This is a genomic window from Povalibacter sp. (assembly GCF_036520495.1).
In the GTDB taxonomy this organism is placed as follows: domain Bacteria; phylum Pseudomonadota; class Gammaproteobacteria; order Steroidobacterales; family Steroidobacteraceae; genus Steroidobacter.
Genome location: NZ_DATDJO010000026.1, coordinates 22,632 through 46,560 on the forward strand (window position 1 = coordinate 22,632; position 23,929 = coordinate 46,560).

General features: G+C 61.6%; 17 protein-coding genes and 2 pseudogenes. 5 read left to right on the forward strand and 14 right to left on the reverse strand.

Annotation, left to right across the window (positions count from 1 at the left end; genetic code table 11):
• Positions 1-135: 135 nt before the first annotated feature.
• The 6 genes from aspS to rluD all read right to left on the reverse strand — a co-directional run bounded on the left by aspS (position 136) and on the right by rluD (position 8,619).
• Entirely contained in the window at positions 136-1,917 is a 1,782-nt protein-coding gene (aspS, locus tag VIZ63_RS09065; protein WP_331609243.1) for an aspartate--tRNA ligase, read from the reverse strand.
• Between the two features lie 487 nt (positions 1,918-2,404).
• A complete protein-coding gene (locus VIZ63_RS09070) occupies positions 2,405-2,827 on the reverse strand; it encodes a zinc ribbon domain-containing protein (RefSeq protein ID WP_331609244.1) in 423 nt (140 codons plus the stop codon).
• Positions 2,828-3,065: 238 nt separating this feature from the next.
• Positions 3,066-5,642 carry an ATP-dependent chaperone ClpB gene (clpB, locus tag VIZ63_RS09075; protein ID WP_331609245.1) on the reverse strand — a complete coding sequence of 859 codons (2,577 nt, stop codon included), beginning with the start codon at positions 5,640-5,642 and terminating at the stop codon, positions 3,066-3,068.
• 320 nt (positions 5,643-5,962) lie between these two features.
• Positions 5,963-6,766 carry a ZIP family metal transporter gene (locus VIZ63_RS09080; protein ID WP_331609246.1) on the reverse strand — a complete coding sequence of 268 codons (804 nt, stop codon included), beginning with the start codon at positions 6,764-6,766 and terminating at the stop codon, positions 5,963-5,965.
• Between the two features lie 108 nt (positions 6,767-6,874).
• Complete coding sequence (gene pgeF, locus VIZ63_RS09085; RefSeq protein WP_331609247.1) at positions 6,875-7,636, reverse strand: peptidoglycan editing factor PgeF; 762 nt, start codon at positions 7,634-7,636, stop codon at positions 6,875-6,877.
• Positions 7,636-8,619: a 23S rRNA pseudouridine(1911/1915/1917) synthase RluD gene (gene rluD, locus VIZ63_RS09090; protein WP_414703780.1), complete on the reverse strand. Its 984-nt coding sequence runs from the start codon at positions 8,617-8,619 to the stop codon at positions 7,636-7,638. Before rluD ends, pgeF begins: the two co-directional genes overlap by 1 nt.
• A gap of 210 nt (positions 8,620-8,829) precedes the next feature.
• Between rluD and VIZ63_RS09095 the strand changes: the two genes are divergently transcribed.
• Entirely contained in the window at positions 8,830-9,621 is a 792-nt protein-coding gene (locus VIZ63_RS09095) for an outer membrane protein assembly factor BamD (protein ID WP_331609249.1), read from the forward strand.
• Between the two features lie 100 nt (positions 9,622-9,721).
• On the forward strand, positions 9,722-10,078 hold the full coding sequence (locus VIZ63_RS09100; RefSeq protein WP_331609251.1) for a four helix bundle protein: 357 nt from the start codon (positions 9,722-9,724) through the stop codon (positions 10,076-10,078).
• Between the two features lie 62 nt (positions 10,079-10,140).
• Here VIZ63_RS09100 and VIZ63_RS09105 read toward each other — a convergent pair whose 3' ends face one another.
• From VIZ63_RS09105 to sucC, 3 genes and pseudogenes are all read right to left on the reverse strand, one after another.
• Complete coding sequence (locus tag VIZ63_RS09105; RefSeq protein ID WP_331609252.1) at positions 10,141-11,784, reverse strand: NAD+ synthase; 1,644 nt, start codon at positions 11,782-11,784, stop codon at positions 10,141-10,143.
• 484 nt (positions 11,785-12,268) lie between these two features.
• Positions 12,269-13,132 (reverse strand): annotated as a pseudogene (sucD, locus tag VIZ63_RS09110) (succinate--CoA ligase subunit alpha); the annotation flags it as partial.
• 78 nt (positions 13,133-13,210) lie between these two features.
• Positions 13,211-14,377 (reverse strand): ADP-forming succinate--CoA ligase subunit beta, encoded by a 1,167-nt coding sequence (gene sucC / locus VIZ63_RS09115; protein ID WP_331609253.1) that lies wholly within the window; start codon positions 14,375-14,377, stop codon positions 13,211-13,213.
• A gap of 265 nt (positions 14,378-14,642) precedes the next feature.
• Between sucC and VIZ63_RS09120 the strand changes: the two genes are divergently transcribed.
• The 3 genes and pseudogenes from VIZ63_RS09120 to VIZ63_RS09125 all read left to right on the forward strand — a co-directional run bounded on the left by VIZ63_RS09120 (position 14,643) and on the right by VIZ63_RS09125 (position 18,141).
• The gene (locus tag VIZ63_RS09120; RefSeq protein WP_331609254.1) at positions 14,643-16,265 is read left to right on the forward strand and encodes a sensor histidine kinase; all 1,623 of its coding nucleotides are present in this window, start codon (positions 14,643-14,645) and stop codon (positions 16,263-16,265) included.
• 116 nt (positions 16,266-16,381) lie between these two features.
• Positions 16,382-16,707 (forward strand): annotated as a pseudogene (locus VIZ63_RS25605) (four helix bundle protein).
• A gap of 81 nt (positions 16,708-16,788) precedes the next feature.
• Positions 16,789-18,141, forward strand: coding sequence for a sigma-54 dependent transcriptional regulator (locus tag VIZ63_RS09125; RefSeq protein ID WP_331609255.1), 1,353 nt, complete (start codon positions 16,789-16,791; stop codon positions 18,139-18,141).
• A 5-nt stretch (positions 18,142-18,146) separates the two neighbouring features.
• On the opposite strand, the gene VIZ63_RS09130 is transcribed toward VIZ63_RS09125, so the two are convergent.
• The 5 genes from VIZ63_RS09130 to VIZ63_RS09150 are packed head-to-tail and all read right to left on the reverse strand — an operon-like array spanning position 18,147 to position 23,806.
• On the reverse strand, positions 18,147-20,192 hold the full coding sequence (locus VIZ63_RS09130) for a hypothetical protein (RefSeq protein ID WP_331609256.1): 2,046 nt from the start codon (positions 20,190-20,192) through the stop codon (positions 18,147-18,149).
• 6 nt (positions 20,193-20,198) lie between these two features.
• The gene (locus VIZ63_RS09135) at positions 20,199-20,864 is read right to left on the reverse strand and encodes a YidC/Oxa1 family membrane protein insertase (protein ID WP_331609257.1); all 666 of its coding nucleotides are present in this window, start codon (positions 20,862-20,864) and stop codon (positions 20,199-20,201) included.
• Positions 20,865-20,902: 38 nt separating this feature from the next.
• The gene (locus VIZ63_RS09140; protein WP_331609258.1) at positions 20,903-22,216 is read right to left on the reverse strand and encodes a hypothetical protein; all 1,314 of its coding nucleotides are present in this window, start codon (positions 22,214-22,216) and stop codon (positions 20,903-20,905) included.
• 4 nt (positions 22,217-22,220) lie between these two features.
• A complete protein-coding gene (locus VIZ63_RS09145; RefSeq protein WP_331609259.1) occupies positions 22,221-22,817 on the reverse strand; it encodes a class I SAM-dependent methyltransferase in 597 nt (198 codons plus the stop codon).
• A complete protein-coding gene (locus tag VIZ63_RS09150) occupies positions 22,814-23,806 on the reverse strand; it encodes an adenylyltransferase/cytidyltransferase family protein (RefSeq protein WP_331609260.1) in 993 nt (330 codons plus the stop codon). The genes VIZ63_RS09145 and VIZ63_RS09150 overlap by 4 nt, the downstream gene beginning before the upstream one ends.
• Between the last annotated feature and the right edge of the window lie 123 nt (positions 23,807-23,929).

Genomic DNA, 23,929 nt, shown 5'->3' on the forward strand with positions numbered 1-23,929 from the left:
CCGCTAGCCAACTGACCAGAGACGCAAAGCGCGACTTAAATTCTTTTCCGGCCAGCAGTCCAGTTGGCCAGTTAGCCAGCTGGCCAGCGGACAGCAGACCCGTTGGCCCGTTGGCCCGTTGGCCAGCGGCCGACATCAGTCGGCCGCCTTCACCGGCAACTTCACGCGAATGTGCAGCTCCTTGAGCTGCTGTTCGCTGACTTCCGTCGGCGCGTCGGTCATGAGGTCCGCGGCGGTCTGGGTCTTCGGGAAGGCGATGACGTCGCGGATGCTGTCGGCGCCGGCCATCAGCATCACGAGGCGATCGAGGCCGAAGGCGATGCCGCCGTGCGGCGGCGTGCCGAATTTGAGCGCTTCGAGCAGGAAGCCGAATTTGCGTTCCTGTTCTTCGGGGCCGATGCCGAGCAGGTCGAACACGGCGGATTGCATGTCGGCGCGATGGATACGCACCGAGCCGCCGCCGACTTCGGAACCGTTCAGCACCATGTCGTAGCCCTGGCTCACTGCATTCGCGGGATCGGCCTTGAGCACGGAAGCATCCGGCTCGCGCGGCGCGGTGAAGGGGTGATGCATCGCGCCCCAGCGCTTGCTGTCAGCATCCCATTCGAACATCGGGAAATTCACCACCCACAGCGGACGCCAGCCCGTTTCGACGAGGCCGAGATCCTGACCGACCTTCAGTCGCAGTGCGCCGATCGCATCGTTCACGACCTTGGCCTTGTCCGCGCCGAAGAAAATCAGATCGCCGTCCTGAGCACCGGTGCGCTCCATGATGCCCGCGACCGCGGCATCGCTCAGGAACTTGAGGATCGGCGATTGCAGGCCGTCGCGGCCCTTCGCCTTCTCGTTCACCTTCACGTACGCGAGACCTTTCGCGCCATAGCGGGCGACGAAGGCGGTGTAGTCGTCGATCTCCTTGCGCGACAGCTTCGTGCTGCCGCCAGGCACGCGCAGCGCCGCGACGCGGCCGTCAAGGCTGGATGCCGGGCCTGCAAACACCTTGAAGTCGCAATCCTTGACGAGGTCCGCGATGTCGACGAGTTCGAGCGCAATGCGCAGGTCGGGCTTGTCGGACGCATAGCGCCGCATCGCCTCTTCGTAGGTCATGCGCGGGAACGGGTCCGGCAGATCGACATTGATGGCGACCTTGAAGAGGTAGCGCGCGAGCTTCTCCATCAATGCCGTGATCTCGACTTCGTTCATGAACGACGTCTCGATATCGAGCTGGGTGAATTCGGGCTGGCGGTCGGCGCGCAGGTCTTCGTCGCGGAAGCACTTGACGATCTGGTAGTAGCGATCGAGCCCCGACATCATCAGCAGCTGCTTGAAGAGCTGCGGCGACTGCGGCAGCGCGAAGAAGCTACCGGCATGCGTGCGGCTCGGCACGAGGTAGTCGCGCGCGCCTTCTGGCGTCGCCTTCGTCAGCATCGGCGTTTCGACGTCGATGAATCCGTTGTCGTCGAGGAACGTGCGCATCGCGCGCGTGACCTTGTGACGCAGACGCAGGCGCTGCTGCATTGGTTCGCGACGCAGATCCAGATAGCGGTACTTGAGACGCAGCTCTTCGTTCGCCGGCTCATCGTGATGGAACGGCGGCGTCTCGGAGCGGTTCAGGATTTCGAGATCCAGGGCGAGCAGCTCGACCTGGCCCGATGCGAGATTGGCGTTGGCCGTGCCGGACGGACGGGCGCGCACCTTGCCGGTGATGCGGATACAGAACTCGCTGCGCAACCGCTCTGCATTCTGGAAGACCTCTGCACGATCCGGATCGAACACGATCTGCAGCAGACCTTCGCGATCGCGCAGATCGACGAAGATCACGCCGCCGTGGTCGCGCCGGCGATGGACCCAGCCAGCGACGCTGACTTCCTGGCCGATGAGGGATTCGTTGACCTGACCGCAGTAGTGGGAACGCATGAGAGAAGGCTCTAGGCCCTAGGCGCTAGGCACTAGAACCAAAACGAAAAAGATTCTGCTGACACAGGCGACCGGGCGGAGGATGGAATCCAACGTAGACCCGGAACGCTTCCCTGAGGGCCCAGGGCCTGGCGCCTGGTACCTCGAAGGGCCGCGATGTTACGGAGGGGCCGGGGGAGGCGCAAGGAATCGGGCGATGGCCGGCTAAAGGGCACGGTTCGCGGCCCCGGATCTGGGATCCCGGCCTGCATGCTTCTATGCAACCGTGGGGAGGCCTGGTGGCCTGGAGCAGTTGAATCCTGCTCGCGCTGTGGGTCCGGCTTCCCCGTGGGATTCCCTCCGGTCACAGCCGGACGTCCGGAAAATGCAGATGTTCGACTGAAGTCGAACCCACACGAAGAGCTTGGAATCGGTTAAAGCCAGTCCCATCGGGCTAAAGCCGGCCCCACAACAGGGAGCGGCTTCAGCGGCGGCTGCGCCGACTTTCTCAGCGCTTCGACTTCTTCCTGGCTGGCTTGGGCTTGGCCTTGGCTACTGGCTTGGGCTTGGCCTTGACCACTGGCTTCGCTTTCGCGACCGGCTTTTTGGCCGCTGACTTGAACGACGTGGACTCCGCCTTGGATTCCGCCTTCACCTCAGGCTTGGCTTCCGTCTTGTCTTTCTTGGAGTCGTCGGCCTTGGCCTCCGGCTCTTTGTCCTCGCCCGCGAGGTTGCGCTTGCCTTCCTGGTCCGACTTGAAATCGGTCTCATACCAGCCGCCGCCTGCGAGCCGGAAGGCCGGTGCGGACACCAGTTTTTTCATCGCCTGCTTCTTGCAGCTCGGGCACTTCTTCAGCGGCTCATCGGAGAGCTTCTGCAGAACTTCGACATAGAACTTGCAGTTGGAGCATTCGTATTCGTAGAAAGGCATTTCTTTGCGGTCTCGGTGCCGTGGGGGCAACAAAGGTTTCAGTCAGGTAAGACGCGAGTCTAAGCGGCCAACCGGCTCACTGGCCAACTGGTCTGCTGGCCCGAGCAGGAGCCTCACGCGTCGCTCTTCGTTCTCCATTCCGGCCCGTCGGCCAGCCAACAGCTGGCCAGTTTGCCAGTTGGCCCGTTGGCCCGTTGGCCCGTTGGCCCGTTAGCCAGTTAGCCAGTTAGCCAGTTAGTCAGCTCCCGCTGAACGACAGCGTCCCATCCTTTTCCGTGACCCCGATCTTCGAGCCCGGTCCGAACTCCCCTTTCAGGATTCGCTGGGCCAGCGGATTTTCCACCTGCTGCTGGATCGCGCGCTTCAATGGACGGGCGCCATAGACCGGATCGAAGCCTGCTTCGCCGAGCAGATCCATGGCCGCCGTGTCGAAATTCAGCTCGATATCGCGATCGGCGAGGCGCTTGCGCAGGTAACCGAGCTGGATATCGACGATCGAGCGCAGCTGTTCCCGGGCCAGCGGATGGAACACGACGATGTCGTCGACGCGGTTGATGAACTCCGGCCGGAAATGCTGGCCGACGATTTCCATCACGGCGGACTTCATCCGGGCGTAGTTGGCTTCGCCTGCCAGTTCCTGGATCACGTGCGAACCGAGGTTCGACGTCATGATGATCACGGTGTTGCGGAAGTCGACCGTGCGGCCCTGGCCGTCGGTCAGCCGGCCGTCATCGAGAACCTGCAACAGAACATTGAACACATCCGGATGCGCTTTCTCGACTTCGTCGAGCAGCAATACCGAGTACGGACGGCGGCGCACGGCCTCCGTCAGGTAACCACCTTCTTCGTAACCGACATAGCCGGGCGGCGCGCCGATGAGTCGCGCAACCGAATGCTTTTCCATGAACTCGGACATGTCGATACGGACCATGGCGTCTTCCGTATCGAACAGGAATTCCGCGAGCGCCTTGCACAGCTCGGTCTTGCCGACGCCGGTGGGACCGAGGAACAGGAATGAACCATTCGGGCGACTCGGATCCGACAGGCCCGCACGCGAACGACGGATCGCATCCGACACAGCCTTGACCGCTTCGGCCTGGCCGACGACGCGCTTGCCGATCGCCTCTTCCATGCGCAGCAGCTTTTCTTTCTCGCCCTCGAGCATCTTGGAGATCGGAATACCGGTCCACTTGGACACGACCTCCGCGACTTCTTCGTCCGTCACCTTGTTGCGCAGGAGCTTGGTTTCCTGCTGCTCGGCGGCAGTCGCCTGCGCCAGCCGGCGCTCCAGCTCGGGAATCTTGCCGTACTGAAGCTCGGACATGCGGCCGAGATCCTGCGCACGACGCGCGGTCTCGAGTTCCATGCGCCCGCGTTCCAGCTCTTCCTTGATCTGTGCCGAGGCCTGGACCGATGCCTTCTCGGCCTTCCAGACTTCTTCGAGATCCGAGTATTCCTTTTCCAGCGCCTGCAACTGTTCGTCGATGAGGCTGAGCCGCTTGCGTGAGGCTTCGTCCTTCTCCTTCTTCAGCGCTTCGCGCTCGATCTTGAGCTGGATGATGCGCCGCTCGAGGCGGTCCATCGACTCGGGCTTCGAATCGATCTCCATGCGAATACGTGACGCGGCCTCGTCGATGAGATCGATGGCCTTGTCAGGCAGCTGGCGATCGGTGATGTAACGATTGGACAGCGTCGCGGCGGCAACGATGGCCGGATCGGTGATGTCGACGCCGTGGTGAACTTCGTAACGTTCCTTCAGGCCGCGCAGGATCGCGATCGTGTCTTCGACCGACGGCTCGCCCACGAAGACTTTCTGGAAGCGGCGCTCGAGCGCAGCGTCCTTCTCGATGTACTTGCGATATTCGTCGAGCGTGGTCGCGCCGACGCAATGCAGTTCGCCGCGCGCGAGCGCGGGTTTGAGCATGTTGCCGGCGTCCATCGCGCCCTCGGCCTTGCCGGCACCGACCATCGTGTGCAGCTCGTCGACGAACAGGATCACCTGCCCTTCCTGCTTGGCCAGGTCATTGAGCACGCCCTTGAGGCGCTCCTCGAATTCGCCGCGGTACTTTGCGCCTGCGATGAGCGAACCCATGTCGAGCGCCAGGATGCGCTTGTTACGCAAGCCTTCCGGAACCTCGCCATTGACGATGCGCTGCGCGAGACCTTCGACGATGGCGGTCTTGCCGACGCCGGGTTCGCCGATCAGCACGGGATTGTTCTTGGTGCGACGCTGCAGCACCTGGATCGTGCGACGGATTTCATCGTCGCGGCCGATCACCGGATCGAGCTTGCCCTGCTCGGCGCGCTCGGTCAGATCGACCGTGAACTTCTCCAGCGCCTGACGATTCTCTTCGGCGTTGGGGTCGTCGACCTTTTCGCCGCCGCGAACTTCGTCGATGGCCTTCTCGATCGCGCCCTTCACCGCGCCGCAGTCACGCAGGAGCGTGCCGAGCGAACCCTTGTCTTCCAGCGCTGCGAGCACGAACAGTTCGCTCGAGATGTACTGATCGCCGCGCTTCTGCGCGAGCTTGTCGGTGATATTGAGGATCTTGTTCAGATCGCTCGAGACATGAACTTCGCCGCCCGTACCTTCGACCTTGGGCATGCGCTCCAGCATCTGCCCGAGATGCGAGCGCAGCAGGTTGACGTTGGTCCCGGCCTTGTCGAGCAAATGGCGCACCGCCCCCCCCTGCTGATCCAGCAAGGCCATCATGACGTGGACGGGTTCGATGTACTGATGATCGCGCCCGACCGCGAGCGACTGCGCGTCCGCCAGAGCGAGCTGGAATTTACTGGTCAGTTTGTCCATGCGCATAGATGAAACCCGGCTAACTGGTTAACTGGCCGACTGGTCTTCTGGCCAGAGAAGAAAAACGTACCAGCGATGTGGGGAATTTGCGTCAGGAATTCAACGGGGGCGGGTCAAACTGCGCCGCTGTCAGATGACCAGAAGAGAGCCGCGGTGGTGGCCCACCGTCGCCGACACCGACTGTGGGTCGGCTTCGGCCGGACATCCGAATGCCGGAAGTCCGACTGTGACCGGAGGGGAATCCTACGGGGAAACCGTCACTGCTGCCTTGATCCGGCCAGCCCACCAGTTGGCCAGCGAGCCGGTTGGCCGGGCGCGGACGCGCCCTAATGCGCCAGCCTGTGGCTGACGTAGATCACCGCCACTCCCAGCACGATGAAGACAAACTGCTTCACGCCCGAGCCCGGGTCGACGCGACGGTGCAGTCCCGGAATGAGGTCGGCCACGGCGATATAAAGGAAGCTGGACGCCGCAATGGCCAGCGCATACGGCAGCACCTGCTGGGACTCGCCGAGGAAGAAGTATGCAGCGACGCCGCCGATGACCGACGTCACGCTGGTCAACGTGTTGAGCGTGAACGCCTTGGCGCGCGACATCCCGCCATGCAGCAGGATCGCGAGATCGCCGACTTCCTGCGGGATTTCGTGAGCCATCACGGCAACCGCCGTCACGATACCGAGGTGGATGTCGGTCATGAAGGCGGCGGCGATGAGCACACCGTCGAGCACATTGTGGAAACCATCGCCGATCAGGATCAGTGACGCCGACGCCGCATCGCGCGCCTTGCCGTGGTCATGATGGCCGTCATGCGCATGCGGCACGTGGCCTTCACAGACCTCGGCATGGCAATGCCGCCACAGCACCAGCTTTTCGAGAACGAAGAACACCAGCAAGCCGATCAGCAACGCCAGGCCGATGCTGTGCACCGATGCGGTTCCCGCGCCTTCGATGGCGTGCGGCAACAGGCCGAGCAACGCTGCTCCAAGCAAAGCGCCGGTGGCGAAACTCACCAGGTGCGGTAACACGCGCACGCGCAGCGTATTCGGCGACAGCAGGAACACGGACGCTGCAATGGCGCTGAGCGCGCCGCCGATGGCGGTGAACAGGATGATCCAGGCGAGAAGAGGCATTAAGAGGTTCTAGGCGCTAGGGACTAGGCGCTAGTCCAAAGAGTTCTTGATTCGATCGTCGCGAGGTTAGCACGCACGTCAAGCCCACCTCCGACAGCTCCGCTCCTACTAGAGCCCAGGGCCTAGCTCGCATTCCTCCAGCCACACCATCGTCGCCATCCGTCCGGTCTTCGCAGCGCGCCGATAGGAAAAAAATCGTTCTGCGTCGGCGAAGACGCTGAAGTCGCCCCCGTAGATCCGCGTCACGCCGAGGCTCCGCAATTCGTTGCGCGCCAGTTCATACAGATCCGCCTGCCAGCGTCCGCGTGCATTGCGTTCAAAGGCCGCTGTGTTGACGGAATCGCGGTTCACGAACTGTTCGCGGACTTCCTCGCCGACCTCGAACGCCGCCGGCTCGATCGCCGGGCCCAGCCAGGCGAGCAGGTTCTGCGGGTCGACGCTCAGCGCCTTGATGGTTTCGCCGAGAACACCACCGACGAGACCACGCCATCCGGCATGCGCCGCACCGACCCGGGTGCCGGCGCGATCGCAAAACAGCACGGGCAGGCAATCCGCGGTCATGATCACGCAGACTTGATTCGCAGCGCGCGCAATCGATGCATCGGCCGTCGCCGGTGTCGATTGCGGAGTCGCTTCGACGACGGCGACGCCATGGACCTGGTTCAGCCACGCGGGCTCTGCAGGCAGCTGTAGCGCCTCGCGCAGACGGCGGCGGTTCTCCACGACCGCGGATGGAGCGTCGCCGACATGGGTAGCGAGGTTGAGGCCGGCGAAGTCACCTGTGCTCACCCCGCCCGGGCGCAGGGTGACGGCGGCGCGCACATTCGATGGTGCGGGCCAGTCCGGGGTCAGCCAGGTGAGAGCCGTCATCAGGTCGCCTGCTTCTGATCCCGCTTCAGCACTGCCAGGAGTTCCTGCATGTCCGCCGGGATGGGTGCGACTGCCTCCACGGGCTTGCCCGTCACCGGATGCTCGAACGCCAGTCTCGCGGCATGCAACGCCTGCCGACCGAAGCCGCGCAGCGCCTCGACCAGCTCCGGGGTTGCACCCTTCGGCAGCAGGAGCCGGCCGCCGTAGGTCCGATCCCCGACCAGCGGGTAGCGGATGTGGGCCATGTGCACCCGGATCTGGTGGGTCCGGCCGGTCTCCAGAGTGAGCCGGACATGCGTGTGGCCGCGATAGCGATGCAGCACGCGGTAATGGGTGACCGACTCGCGACCGTCTGCACGGATGGTCTGTTTCAGCCGATCCACCGGATGACGGCCGATCGGTGCGTCGACCGTTCCGCCCGCGGTCATGACCCCGGTCACGATCGACTCGTATTCGCGCTGTACATCGTGAACTTCCAGCGCGCGCACGAGCGCGGTATGCGCCTCCAGCGTCCGCGCGATCACGAGCAGTCCGCTGGTGTCCTTGTCCAGGCGGTGCACGATGCCACCACGCGGCAGATGCACGAGATCCGGGTCGAAATGCAGCAGGGCATTCTGCAGCGTTCCGGCCGCGTTTCCGGCACCGGGATGCACGACCAGCCCGGCCGGCTTGTTGATGATCAGGATGTGCTTGTCCTGGTGGACGATCGCCAGGTCGATCAATTCCGGCGCGACCGCGACCGCCTCCTGCAGCGTGGCATCGACCTCGACCCGCTCCCCGCCCAGGACCTTGTCTTTTGGCCGCAACTTGCCGCCATTGATCAGGATCTGGCCGGACTCGATCCAGTCCTTGATGCGGGTGCGGGAGTATTCCGACAGCAGCTCGGCGAGGACCTGGTCCAGCCGTTGCCCTACGTGGTCGTCGGGAATCGTCAGGGAATGGCGGATAGCTTGGCTCATAGAAGGAACTTGTTGGGTCGGCAGAACACGAAAGGAGGGCGGAAAGTGTGGCTGCTGGGTAACGGGCTCTGGGCAGCTGGCCAGAAGAATGACAGAGATGTTTTGATCGATTCCGGCCAACAGCCTGACAGCCTGACCGAAAGGGAATCCCCCGGGACAGAACCCAGCAGCCCCTCTCAGGCCGCTATACTCTCGCGCCTCTTCCGGGCTGGATCACCGTCGGATCGATTCAAAATGCTGAGCAATTTTCGCACGCCCCTCATGGTTCTGGCCACGGCCCTGCTGCTCGCCTTCGGTGGTTGCAGCAACAAATCCAAGGAAATCATCGGCAGCGCCGACAAGTTGTACGACTCCGCCAAGAAGGCGTCGGACAATGGCAACTATCGTGACTCCATCAGTTACTACGAAGCGCTCGAAGCGCGCTTCCCGTTCAGCAACCAGGCCAAACAGGGTCAGCTCGACCTGATGTACGCCTACTACCGCAACGCCGAGCCCGAATCAGCCATCGACCAGGCCGACCAGTTCATCCGCGAGAACCCGGCCCATCCGCGCGTCGATTACGCGTACTACATCAAGGGCCTGGCGCAGTTCGAACGCAACCCGAACTTCCTCGAACGCTGGTTCAACGCCGATCTCACCCAGCGTCCGCCGATCGATGCCCGCAAGTCGTTCCAGGCCTTCCAGACTCTGCTGCAGCGCTTCCCCAACAGCCAGTACGCCGCCGATTCGCGCCAGCGCATGATTTTCCTGCGCAACCGCCTCGCCGCCTACGAAGTCTACGTGGCCGACTACTACCTGAAGCGCGGGGCCTACGTCGGCGCGATCAACCGCTGCAAATTCACCATCGAGAACTACGACGGCGCTCCCCAGATGCGCCGCGCCCTGCAGATCATGTCCCAGAGCTACGAGAAGCTCGGCATGACCGATCTCGCCACCCAGACGGACAAGGTGATTCGCGAGAATTACGCGGGATTGGTGCAGCCTGACGAGGGACAGAAAAAAGAGAGTTGGTGGAAATTCTGGTGACGCCCGGAGGCCGTCACGACTGACTGGCCAACCGGCTAACTGGCTCACTGGTCAAACGAACTAGCCAGATACGCACGAATGTAGCTCATGGAGAGAGCGGATGAGGGACCACCACAAACTGGAAGTCTTTGCCCTGGCCGATGCATTGACACTCAGACTCTACGCGGCGACCAAGCGCTTCCCCGAAGACGAACGCTACGGACTCGCGAGTCAAATTCGACGTGCCGCAGTCTCGGTGGGTGCAAACATCGTTGAGAGAGCAGCTCGCCCATCGCGTGTGGAATTCGCTCGATTTCTCACGATCGCATATGCCTCCGCGTGCGAACTCCAGTACGAGATCTCATTGGCAAGCCGATTGGGCCTGATGGATGCCAAGGACGATGCACCTCTGGCCGATCTCGCATCGAGAACCTGCAAGGCACTGCGCAGCCTCATTCTCGCCGTCCGCAAGACCTAGGCCACGGGTGTCATTCTCCTCGGGCCGGTCGGCCGGTAAGCCAGTGAGCCAGTTGGCCTTATCTACCTCGTCCTATACCCCGACGTAATCGGATACCTCCAATCCCTGCCAAACGCCCTATCGCTGATCCTCACTCCGGGCGGGGCCTGGCGGCGCTTGTACTCGTTCCGCTTCACCATCTCCAGCACGCGCCCGACTGTCGCACGGTCGAAGCCGCGGGCGGCGATTTCATCGACGGAGAGATCGTCCTCGATGAAGAGCGCGAGGATCGCATCGAGAATCTCATAGGGCGGCAGCGAGTCGGAATCCTTCTGATCGGGGCGCAGTTCTGCTGAAGGCGGGCGATCGATCACGCGCTGCGGGATCACTTGTACGCCAGCGGGTGCGACGGAGTTGCGGTAGTTCGAGAGCCGGTAGACCAGCATCTTGCTGCAGTCCTTGATCGGCGCGAAGCCGCCGTTCATGTCGCCGTAGAGCGTTGCGTAGCCCACCGCCATTTCGCTCTTGTTGCCGGTCGTCACGAGCATGCGGCCGGTCTTGTTGGAGATTGCCATCAGCAGCACGCCGCGAATGCGCGCCTGGATGTTTTCTTCGGTCGTGTCCGGTTCGCGGCCGGCAAACACGTCCTCGAGTGCGGCCAGTGTCGCGTCGAACATGCCCTCGATGGAAATGAGGTCGTACTTCACTCCCAATGTGCGCGCCTGCGATGCGGCTTCTTCGAGACTCATCTGCGAGGTATAGCGCGAGGGCATCATCACGACATGGACACGGTCGGCGCCGAGCGCATCCACCGCAATCGCCAGAGTCAGCGCCGAATCGACGCCACCGGACAGACCGAGCACGACGCCGGGAAAACGATGCTTCTCGACGTAGTCGCGGACGCCGAGCACCAATGCGCCATAAACGCTCGCCTCTTCGCTCAGCAACGGCTCGATATGCGCGGGGCGCGGAACGACTTTGCCATTGATCAGATCGACGTCGACAGGGGTGAGGCTTTCGACAAACGGTGCAATGCGCTGCACGACTTCGCCAGCGGCATTCATGACGAATGAGCCGCCATCGAATACCAGTTCGTCCTGTCCGCCCAGCAGGTTCACATAGACCACCGGCAACCCGGTGTCGCGAACGCGCGCGCGCACGACGCCTTCGCGTCGATTCTGATAGTTCAGGGAGAACGGCGAACCGTTGATGACGACGATCAGCTGAGCGCCCGCTTCTTTGGCCGCGACGGCTGGCGCAGCCTCCCACACGTCCTCACAGATCAATAGGGCGACGCGGATACCGTTGATCTCGATGACCCTGGTGTCCTTGCCGTGCCTGAAGTAGCGCTTTTCGTCGAAGACCAGGTAGTTGGGAAGCTCCTGCTTGCGGTAGTTGGCGAGCACTTCGCCGTCCCGCACGACCGCTGCGGCGTTGTAGATACCGCCGTCTGCATATTCCGGATAACCCACCATGGCCGCGATGCCGTGCGTTTCTTCGCGAACGCGCGCCAATGCCGCTTCGACCTGGCGCCGCAGTCCGTTGTGAAACAGCAGATCCTCGGGTGGATACCCCGACAGACTCAGCTCGGGCATCAGGACCAGATCGGCCTGCAACTCATCGCGCGCACGTGCGGATGCATCGATGACGCGCTGCGTGTTGCCGCTCACATCGCCGACGAACAGGTTGAGCTGCGCCAGGGCGATACGGAGGGTGGGAGTGGGCATCTGACCGTCAGGCACTGAATGGGAGCACCGATTATTGCGGAATAACCTGGCGCTGTCTGGACCTGTTTGGCGGATCAGTCGTGACCCGGACGGGGCTAACCCCAATATGCAGAAGGCCGGCTGTCGCCGGCCTTCTGGAAACGCGAGCAGTCAGGGCGGGAGGCGCTCTCTCCGCCGGCGCTCGCCAGCGGATTGCCACCGCCCCGACATGCGGTTACTTCTTTTTCGCCGGCTTGGCCTTCTTCCTGGCAGCCTTCACCGGAGCCTTCTTCACCAGCTTGCTGGCAACTGGCTTCTTGGCGACTGGCTTCTTCGGTGCGGACTTCCTGGCAACCGGCTTCCTGGCAGCAGGCTTTTTCGCCGTCGGCTTCCTGGCAGCCGCCGTCTTTGGCGCCGGAGCCGCCTTTGCCTGAGCCTTCGGCGTCGCAGCGGCCTTGGCCTGCGCCTTAGCCTGAGCCTTGGCCTGCTTCGCCGCCGCCTTCTTCATCTGCTCGAGGATGGCCTTGCCGAGGTCGGCCGGGCTCTTCACCGTGCGCACGCCCGCACGCTCGAGTGCCGCGAACTTGTCGGCTGCCGTTCCCTTGCCGCCCGACACGATCGCGCCAGCGTGGCCCATGCGCTTGCCGGCAGGCGCTGTAACACCGGCGATGTAGGCAACGACCGGCTTGGTGACATGGTCGCGAATGAAGTCAGCAGCCGCTTCTTCATCGGCACCGCCGATTTCGCCGACCATGATGATGCCTTCGGTCTTCGGATCCGCTTCGAAGAGCGCGAGCACATCGATGAAGTTCATGCCGCGCACCGGGTCGCCGCCGATGCCGACACACGTGCTCTGGCCGAGGCCTGCATTGGTGGTCTGAAACACGGCTTCGTACGTGAGCGTGCCCGAACGGGAAACGATGCCGATCTTGCCGGGCTTGTGAATGAAGCCGGGCATGATGCCGATCTTGCACTCTCCCGGCGTGATGACGCCGGGGCAGTTCGGACCGACCAGCAGGCTGCCGTAGCTGGCCAGTGCCGCTTTCACGCGCACCATGTCATTCACCGGGATGCCTTCGGTGATGCAGACGATCAGTTCGATGCCGGCATCTGCCGCTTCGAGGATGGCGTCGGCCGCATACGGGGCGGGCACGTAGATCATGCTCACCGTCGCGCCGGTGGCCTGCACCGCCTCGCGTGCGGTGTTGAAAACAGGCAAGCCGAGGTGCTTCTCGCCGCCGCGACCTGGCGTCACGCCGCCGACGAGCTTCGTTCCGTACGCGAGACACTGCTCCGAGTGGAACGTGCCTTGTTTACCGGTGAAACCCTGGCAGATGACGCGGGTGTTCTTGTCGATCAGGATGGACATGTAATTGGGCTCTGGGGTGCTGGGCTCTGGGCTGCTGGCCAGAACGAACAGAAAGGTGGATTGGCGACCCTGTGGCGATTACTGCTGCTTCGCCGCCGCCACGACTTTCTTCGCCGCGTCGGTCAGATCCGATGCCGCGATGATCGCGAGGCCGCTGTCGGCCAGAAGCTTGCGCCCCTGCTCGGCATTCGTACCTTCGATGCGGACCACGACCGGCACGCTGACGCCAACATCCTGCACCGCGTGAATGATGCCTTCGGCAATCATGTCGCAGCGGACGATACCGCCGAAGATGTTCACCAGGATGGCGCGGACGTTCTTGTTCGACAGGATCAGGTTGAATGCGACCGTCACGCGTTCGCGCGTCGCGCCACCGCCGACGTCGAGGAAGTTCGCCGGCGAGCCGCCGTGCAACTGGATCAGGTCCATGGTTGCCATGGCAAGGCCGGCACCATTCACCATGCAGGCGATGTCACCGTCCAGCGAAACGTAGTTAAGTTCGTGCTGGGCGGCGGCCCGCTCCATGGCGTCTTCCTGGCTGTCATCGCGCCAGGAAATCAGGTCCTTGTGACGGAACAGCGCGTTGTCTTCGATGTTGATCTTCGCATCGAGCGCCAGGAGCTTGCCCTCGCCCGTCACGATCAGCGGATTCACTTCGAGCAGGGCGCAATCCTGTTCCAGGTACAGCTTGTAGAGCGCCTGTGCGATGTGCGCGAATTCATCGATCTGCTTGCCTTCGAGTCCGAGACCGAACGCCAGCACGCGGCACTGCGAAGGCTGCAAGCCCGCGGCAGGATGCACGTTCACGCGGATGATCTTCTCCGGCGTATGCGCAGCCACTTCCTCGATATCCATGCCGCCCGCGGCCGAAGCGATGAACGCGATATGACCCGCATCGCGATTCAGCACCAGGCTCAGGTACAGCTCCCTTGCAATCTTTGACCCTTCCTCGACGAAGACCTGGTGGATGGGCAGACCTTCCGGACCCGTCTGGTGCGTCACCAGGCGCTTGCCGAACATCGCTTCTGCGGCCTGCGACGCCGCCTCCGGCGAATCCACCAGCTTCACACCGCCAGCTTTACCACGGCCGCCTGCGTGAACCTGCGCCTTCACCACCCACTTGGAGCCACCGATTTTCCGGGCAGCTGCAGCAGCTTCTGCCCCCGTGGAGGCCACCACCCCGTTCGGAACCGGAATGCCATAGCGCGCGAACAGCTGCTTCGACTGGTACTCGTGCAAATTCATCGGTGAGGAGTCTCGTTGGGCCTGCGGGAAGGCCGCGTATTCTGGAGGAATTCGCGGGTGATGCAAAGGCGGAATCCCGCCGGGGCTGGAAACCGCGGGCCGGAGATTCAGCAGAAGACAGCAGATGAGGCGCTTATCGCACGTGAATTCCAGCAGCGATTGATTTCAGACCGCCGCGATTGATTTTTAAACAGAGGCGCCTGTGCCTGATCTTTGCTTCACCTCCGGCCTCCAGCCGCGCCTTTCTCCATGCTAATTTGCGGCAATGAAGCTTTCCGACCAGCTCGCCCTGAGCTCCTCCGAGGATCTGGCATGGCGCGTCCTGACGCTCGTTAATGTTTTCCGGCTGCTGGTCCCGCTGCTGCTGACGATCCCGTTCCTGACGCTGACACCCAGCCCGGTGGGGCAATTTCGTCCGGCACTGTTCATTGCCGTGTCCACCGCTTATTTCCTGTTCGCCCTCGGCTCCATTCCGGCAATCCGCCATCACCGTCCGACCATCGAGATCCAGACGTTCGTCGGTGCCTGCGTCGATGTGCTCGCCATCGCACTGCTGACCTATTCCAGCGGCGGCATGGGCAGCGGCCTGGGCGCTGCTCTGGTGCTGCCGATTGCCGCTGCGAGCTTCATCATCAGCCAGCGCATTGCGTTGCTGGTCGCAGCGCTCGCAACGCTGGCACTGCTGCTGCAGCAGGGAATGACAACGCTTATCGGACGCGGCGATGCCGGCGATTTCACGGCTGCCGGCATCGCGGGCGCCGTCATTTTCCTCATGACACTGAGCATCGGCTCCATGAGCCGCAGCCTGCGCGAAAGCGAAGAACGCGTGCGCCTGCGGGAAGTCGACGCGGCCAACCTCGCCGAATTGAACCAGTTCATCGTCCAGCACCTGCGCGAGAGCATTCTCGTCGTCGACGAGAACGACAGCATCCGTCTCATCAACGAATCCGCATCGCAGCTGCTGAAGCACCGAACCGTGCAGCCGGGCACGCCGCTCGGGGAAATCTCGCCGCGACTGCTCTACCTGCTCGGCACATGGCGCGCTTATTCGTACGACTGGCAGATGAGTTCCCTGTCGATGGTCGCTGCCGACGGCGGCAGCATCGTACAGCCGCACTTCGTCTCGCTGGACCGTGAAAGCAAGGGTCCTACGCTGGTCTTTCTAGAAGACATGACGCTGATCGCCGAACGCGTGCAGCAATCGAAACTTGCGGCGCTCGGCCGCCTGAGCGCCAGCATCGCGCACGAGATCCGCAATCCCGTCGGCGCGATGAGCCACGCCGCCCAGCTCCTTGCGGAAGCCCCGTCCCTGACGCCCCAGGAAAAGCGCCTCACCGCCATCATCACCAACAACGGCGAACGGGTCAGCACGATCATCGACAACGTCTTGCAGCTTTCCCGTCGCGACACTACCCGCCAGGAACGCATCGAACTGAATGGCTGGATGCGGGAATTTCTCATGGAATTCCGACAGACCTCGCAGATCGGGACGGACATTCTGCGTTTCAATCCGACGCTGTCGGACCTGGAAATACGCGTCGACCCGACCCATCTGCATCAACTGATGTGGAATCTGTGCGAGAACGCGCTGAAATACGGCCGCACCACGACCAACCCCGGGGCGGTCGAGATCCACACCGGCAGAATCGCCGTATCCGAACGGCCCTACCTCGAAGTGCTGGACCGCGGACCGGGCATCGCCTCGCCCGATGCGGAACGCATCTTCGAACCGTTCTTCACCGCCAACAAGGGCGGCACGGGACTGGGTTTGTTCATCGCACGCGAGCTGGCTCAATGCAATCGCGCCATTCTCGCGTACGAGCCGCGCGCCGGCGGCGGTAGCGTCTTCAGGCTGGTCTTCGCAGACCCCACCAGGTGGGAAGCATGACGTGCGGAGAGTTGGAGGCTGTCGGCTGGAGGCTGTAGGCTGTAGGTCGGATCAGGGATTGGAAACCAGGCATAAGGAGATGCCGTAGGTGATCACTAAATTGAAAGTATTCGATCTTGCGGACCAACTCGCAGCTCTCATTTATCAGTATCAGCAAACCGCCGGATTCCAATCGACCGAGCGGTTCGGCCTGCAATCAAATTCGCCGTGCTGCAGTATCGATTGCCGCAAACATTGTCGAAGGATGCTCACGGTCTTCTCAGAATGAGTACTCGAGATTCCTCGAATCGCCTATGGCTCGGCGCGAGAACTTCAGTATGAAGTCGGGCTGGCCCAGCGGCTGGGCTACCTTGATGCCAAAGACAGCAACGGGCTGCACGACCGATGTACCGCACTCGCGAAGGCACTCAACGGCTTGCTACGAGCACGTGCTGCTAACTGACAGACTGTGCTTGGCACCCGCGCCGAGTGCCGTTACGTTCCGACCTACAGCCCACAGCCCACAGCCCACAGCCTAATCCTCATGTCCCGCCGCCATCGCGCCCTTGTCATCGACGACGAACCCGACATCCGGGAACTGCTCGGCATCACGCTCGAACGCATGAGCATCGACGTCGTCACAGCCAACGATGTCGCTACCGCCACCCGCGAGCTGCGTAACAACTCGTTTGATCTGTGCTTCACCGACATGCGCCTGCCGGACGGCGATGGCCTGAGCGTCGTCGAATGGATCCAGAATCACCGACCACACACTCCGGTGGCCGTCATCACTGCACACGGCAACGTCGAAACGGCGGTACGTGCGCTGAAACTTGGCGCGTTCGATTTCATCTCCAAGCCTCTGGATCTCGCAGCACTGCGGAAGCTGATTGGCGCCACGCTCAAGCTCGGCGAGAGCGCAGAAAGCACCATTCAGCTGCCGCAGATCAAGTTGCTCGGACAATCGCAGAAGATGGAGCAACTGCGTGAACTTATCGAACGGGTCGCGCGTAGCCAGGCTCCGGTCCACATCTATGGCGAGTCGGGCACTGGCAAGGAATTGGTCGCTCATCTCATTCATGATGCGAGCGCGCGCCGCGACGGGGCGTTCATTCCCGTGAACTGCGGTGCGATTCCGACAGAGCTGATGGAAAGCGAGCTGTTCGGCCACAAGAAGGGCAGCTTCACCGGCGCGATCGCTGACAAGCTGGGTCTGATTCAGTCGGCTGAAGGCGGAACGTTGTTCCTGGATGAAATCGCGGATCTGCCGCTGCATATGCAGGTCAAATTGCTGCGAGTAATACAGGAAAAGAGCGTGCGCCCCATCGGGGAATCGAAAGAAGCGCCCATAGACGTTCGTATCCTCTCTGCCACGCACAAGAATCTCGCTGCGCTGGTGGCCGAAGGAAAGTTCCGCGAAGACCTCTTCTACCGCATCAACGTGATAGAAGTCCGCGTACCTCCCCTTCGTGAACGACTCGAAGACATCCCGGACCTCATCGACTCGATCGTCGCGAAGCTCGGCAAACAGACAGAAAGCAAATCACTGAGCATCACGGATACAGCGGTCAAGACACTGAGCAGCTACCATTTTCCGGGCAATGTTCGCGAACTCGAGAATGTGCTGGAACGCGCGGCGACGCTTTGCACCGGTGGAACCATCGATACGGGAGACCTGCAATTGCGACCCAAGGTCGCCATGCAGGAAGTCGCCGCCATATCCGGCAGCAGTGTCTCTCCAGGTGAGAACCTCGGAGACGCGCTGGAAGACATCGAACGCGATGCCATCGTCAGAGCGCTGGAACAGACGAGATACAACAAGACCAAGGCAGCGGCGCTGCTGGGGATGACGTTCAGGTCGCTGCGATACCGGATCAAGAAGCTGGGGATCGAGTAGACCCTCTATTCCGAATACGCCCACCCTTGTGCGTCATAGGGGTCCTGGCCCTTGAGAATCTTCGTCGAGCGAATTACGAAGGACTTCGGGTTCTGTGCGTTGAATTGCCATGGCACGAACGCCGCATAGAACGGGTCATCGCGGCCATGCGCCTCAATGGTCTTGTTGCCCAGGTAGGGATTCACGCAACCGCCGATCTCCTCACAAACGATGCGCGGTACTTCGGCGTTGGGCATGAACGCCTCGGAAATCCGCACGTCTCCGGTCGCTCCGACTTCTTTCACCAGCAAAACCGATCGGGTTCGCACGTACTCGTTGTGCTGAGTTCCGCCTGCAACGGCGCGGCTGGAATGATCGCTGACCGGTCCGACAATACCGTGATCCGAAACGATGACGATCTTCGTGTTGTCGTAGACTTCGGCACGCTTCAAGAAATCCAGATACCTGGCGACCGACAGCAACGTACATCTCGCACCGATAGAGTGTTGCAACGAGAAGAGACTGTCATGGCCGCGACGACGTATTTCTTCGATCGTTACGCGCAGCCTCTCCTGTTGCGGTACGCACTGTTCATTCAGGTAGTACGGCTCGTGAGCGAGAATATTGGACACGATGTTTAGGTTCGGCTGACCGGCGCCCGTATAGGTCAGGTCAGGAAAGGCTTCGAGTTCCGCCCACTCCCGGAACGTGGTACCTGCCGAATGATCCATGTAGGGCCGCCACGGGCCTTTCATCTGCAGGATGTCCTTCATCAGGTACGACGCACCGCGCATCGAGGCCAGCAGGACCAGCAGATCCGCATAGCTCGACCTCGATAGCTCGTTGAGCGGGAAGCCCGCCCGCTCTGCGCGCTCCTTGACGATGCTCAGCGGAATGTGGGTGCAGTTAACCCTATCCATCGAGAGATACTTGCAATCCCCAGCCATCGTGAATCCGAGCCCGCGTGGACCCACGAAGTTCACGTCGTAGTTCTTGCGGGAGAAGTTGTAAGGCAGGATCGAGAATGCTTCGACCGAAAGGTCCCGCAGCGGTCTGTCGCGAGCATTCATTTCGGTGGGCGTGTAGTCATACCCGCCATACATCGGGTGAACGCCGGCGATCGAGTTTTCACCCGCTGAAACGGTGCGCGGATACCAGACGAAGCCGCTCAAGCTCGAGTTCAAGTCCGGATCGGTTCGCAGGATGTCTTCCACGTACGAGCCCATGAACCGGTCGAGGAAGACAATCAGGACATTTCGATTCGTCTTCGAGAATCGCAGGGGTTGAGCGGACACCTGTGCGGAAGAGTCAGGCCCGCCCGCCTCCCCGGCGGAATCTGCCAATACGCCCACCGCAGCGACGCCAATCAGGGACACATTGATTAGGATCGTCGCAACGACGAAAGGCTTGCCACCCCAGCGGACCAGCGCCGCCGTGATGGCTGCAACGATCGCAATGACGACGACGATATCGGCAGCGATTCTTAGAATGCGCGAAACGGCCGGTATCACGACCTGCTCGAAGGTGAGGCCCGTCATCATCGGATAGCCGAACGGTATGAAATAGGAATAGACCATGCCCAGTGCCAGCGCGATGAGTGCCAGCACGGTCAGCGCCGTGCGGATCCTCGGTATAACCGCGACGGCATAAACGAGGGCGGCGAGGTAGACGACGAGCATCGCATTGCGCGAATTGACGGTAATCAGATAGTCGAGATGGAGACTGAGCTCACCGGGTGAGGTCAGGAACGTCGTAATGGGCACGTAGACGAATACGAGCGCCGCTAGCGTTGCAATGGACAGCAGGTAGAGCGAAAAGCGCCAGCGGCCGAGGCTAACGGTGAGTCGTTCCAGTCCTTGCCCCGGCAGTGCGCAGGAGCTGATTGCCGCAGCGACCAGCACACCGCTCGCCGACCAGGCAGTGCATTCGACCCACAACGCTGCGAGCATCATTGCAAATACAAGCAGGGTCGCTGCCGGTATGCGTACCGAGGTGCGCAGGCTGGCCGCACTCAGCTTGCGGAATACGCCGGTGAAGAGCAGACAGGAGAGAACAAACAGGAGCAGCGACATGTCGTTTCACCGCTGCGCAGAAATCTGCGCGAACCGCTGGAGGACGGGCGGTGGCAGTCGAGGCACCAGGCGCTGTTCCACAACATTGCGCAGGACGGAGAACAGATTGTTCATCGTCCAGTAGAGCACCAGACCGGACGCGCTGTTGTACAGGAGCGCGAGGAATATCGCCGCCAATGAAATTCCCAGTATCCGCTTGCCGCGGTCGGACACGTATGTCATTACCGCCACCACGTTGATTGCAGTCATCAACAGCGGCAACACATTGATACCGCCTAGCAATCCATCGGGCGCGCTGAGGTCCCTTATCGGACCGAAGGAGGCCCCGCTCAATGTTTGGAGGCCCGACAAGTAGCGATACACGGTGGCGAAGACCAGGATCTGCACGACCAGGTCGACCGATCGCAGCAACTCCGAAATCGGGTGATAGCGATACTGACGATAAACGGCCCGGATGTAGAAGTAGCGCTCGCGTCCGCGAAAATGACGCCTCATGCGCGCGACCTCCTGCGCCACACGCTCCTTCACTCCACGGCTGCACTGGAAGGCTCTTTCCATCTGCCGATATACCGGCAGCAGGAGCACGTTGAGCACAACGCTGAATGCAATGAGCTTCCCGCCCATCCCGAGTGAGTTCGGCAGCAAGGAGAACACCGATGCATAAATGAGCATCAGAGGCTGCAGGAAGAGAGCGTCCAGGAGCGCAAGCACTATGCGGCCTCCCCAACGACGGAAACGGGCAGGCCACGCGCCTTTTTCGATCCGACTGACTGCTGCTCACGCATGAATATGCCTGCCAGCTGCTCGGCGGCCACCTTGCTGCCGGTGCCGAAGTTGTAGATCAGACGCGACCGTACAGCGGCAATGCGCTTGGCCGAGGGGTTCGACAGCACCCGTTCGAGATGAGTCGCGATCTCGTTTATCTCCGAGGGCGGCACGGGGACGATGAAGTCCCGGCAACACTGCTTGAGTTCACTATCCCCACCCAGCAGCTCGCCTTCGAGGCCGCCGTTGGTTTGTTGGCGATCGATGATCACCACAGGACGTTCGTAGATGAACGCAAACTCGTGCGTTATTCCGGAGATGTCGCTCAGCAGCACATGGGCCTGTGACATCGCTGCTGCCGGCGTCCGGCTCGTATCGACGACAACACCCTCCAACGCGAGAATGCGCGCGTACAAATCGGGCTGGGAGACCTTCATCTGCGGATGTGGCCGGACGATCACCTTGAAGCGGCGCGCGATGCCTGCAATGAAGTCGGTGCCGAAAGCTTCAAACATGCTCAACGGCCCCCAGCTCGGCGCGACCAGCACGACCGGGTCTCCCGGCGGCAATGGCGTTGCACGTGCGTTGGCAAGGAGAGCCTCGTAGTGCGGCAAACCGGTCTCGTACAGATTCTTCGGCGCCGATCCCCGAATGCTTTCCATGCGGCGAATGTTGTTCTTGAGAATCTCGCCGCAGCACAGTACCGAATCGAAGTAGTCGTACGCGTACGGTCTCACATAACGAGATTCGCCCACCGCGTGCTGCACGATCGCGTAGTGGCGTACACGTCTGGACCGACGGAATGTCATGACATCGAGCTGTGGAGTGGTCGTCACCAGTAGGACCGCTTCGAGATTATTCAGGTAGGCGTAACCGACCATGCCCGGCGCAATCGCTTTGTGGACGACATCCTCGGGCAACGGCTCAAATGACTCGCCCCGTTCATACATCGTGAAGAACGTGGAACTGATGCCGCGTCTGGAAAGGGCAGCAATGATGGGCAGGAACGTGATCTCGTAGCGCGGATCTTCGCAGTGAATCGCAATGCCGCAGCTCTGATCCTTGTATCTCAGACGAAAAGCCGACTCGACCACCCGGTAGTAGAGACTGCGGATACTGAAGTACAGCGAGACGACGATTCCCGAAATGACGTAGAACAGCGCACTGCCAGTACCGGGATCGATATAGGCACGCGCCGGCTGCGCCAGCAGCATCAAAGCTGCCGCTATCACGGCGGTGGAAGAAAGCGACCGCTTCATGGCGCTACTTGCGACGCCGCGCCTCGAAATAGAACTGCTTCGTACCGAACGGGGACTCGAGCTCATCCGGATAGACGCGATCCACGGCCGTGATCTCAAAGTGCCGCGAGAGCAGTTCGTACGTCTGTGGCACGGTTCGATAGTTCGACGCGTAGCCGTCCCGCACGACGCGCTCCGCCTCTGCGGCCAGGGAGCAAGTCGATCGCACCCACACGATGGGTGCTGACAATCTGGCGAACAGGGCATCGACAACTTGATCGTCGAATACGTACTGGATCACTCCAGCCACGATGGCCGCATCGACTTCAGGAAGCGGGCCGGGATTGGCGATATCGAACACGCACGTTCGGATGCGCGGATCCATGTCTTTCAGCAGATCGGCGGCGACGTCGTAGCCGTGAAACTCTTCGAAATCCGTCAGGCGGAGCAAGCATTCCAGCAAGGAGCCGTCACCGCACCCCAGGTCCAGCAGTCGCTTGCCGTTGATCTTCTCGAGGCGCGGCACGAGGTAGTTGAGCTCATGAATGCGTCGCCGCCGCGTAAACGGAAACGGGTACTGCGACTGCGACTTCCAGTACTGCGTTGCTGTCTCGGTCGTCATTGTTTCTCAACCTGCTCCTGCCACTCATCGCAAACGTACACGCTGGACTGATAGAACCGGATCTGCCCTTCGACGATGCGTTGTTCAACGTAGGCGGCGAGATCGAATGGTTCGTCCTGCAACAACGCATTGAGCGGTATTGGCATCCGGATGATGCTCTGCGGTACGCGGTGGAACGTTTCGCCGTTCGGTATGAACTTGCCGCTCTCGGCGGCCGCACGGATGTCGGCTGGGGTGCGCGGCGGGAACTCGATGCGCTCGCCCCGCTCTCTCGCAAACTCGGACATCCGGGTCTTCACGCCGTTGTTGATGAAATGCACGTTGCCCAGCAGATCGATATCCGAGTAGTCATACACAACGCAGGGAACGGCTTTCGCCCCCATCCGACGCAGCGCCTCGAATCGGTTGGCGCCGTCGATCACGATGTTTTCGCGCACGATCGAGATGGGGTTGAAGAAAACGCGCTCAGCCGTGATCTTGTCCACCAGACGCGCGACCTTGACGTCGTCGTGCGCCTCGTAGCGACGCAGCTGCTCGACCGCAACCATGCGCAACCGCTCACGGAGGAATTGCTCGTCGCGCCGCCCCGATCGCGCGACGCGTCTGCGGATTTCGGTAGTGGATATACCCTGAGTTCTTGGCAGGAGTACGAGCCGGATCGAATTGTCGCGAAGGAAATTCAACGCGGCGCTGCGGTCCGCCGAGAACAGCCAGTCGTCACCCTGCACGACGATATCGGGGCGCAACGTAGCGTAGTTCGCGCGCTGATCTGTGTCGGTGTAGTGAATGACTTCTTCGACGAAGGGCAACGAACGGACCTGCGCGTCCCGCTCTTCGAGGGTGAGGATCGGGCGCGAACCCTTGCTATCCTCGACCCCCTGGTCGGTCATGATGCCCACCGTCAACTCGCCAAGCGCCGCCGCCTGCGTGAGGATGTTCAAGTGACCCCGGTGGAGAATGTCAAAAACGCCAGTGGTGTATACGCGCATTTGCGTTGGTTACCGCTTTCGAAGCGAACGTTGCAGGGCGGCATGTTTCTGCCGAACTGCAGTCTCCCAGTTGCGCGACATTAAGACATAAGACCGAGGTAGCGGACGTGAAGGCCTTCACAG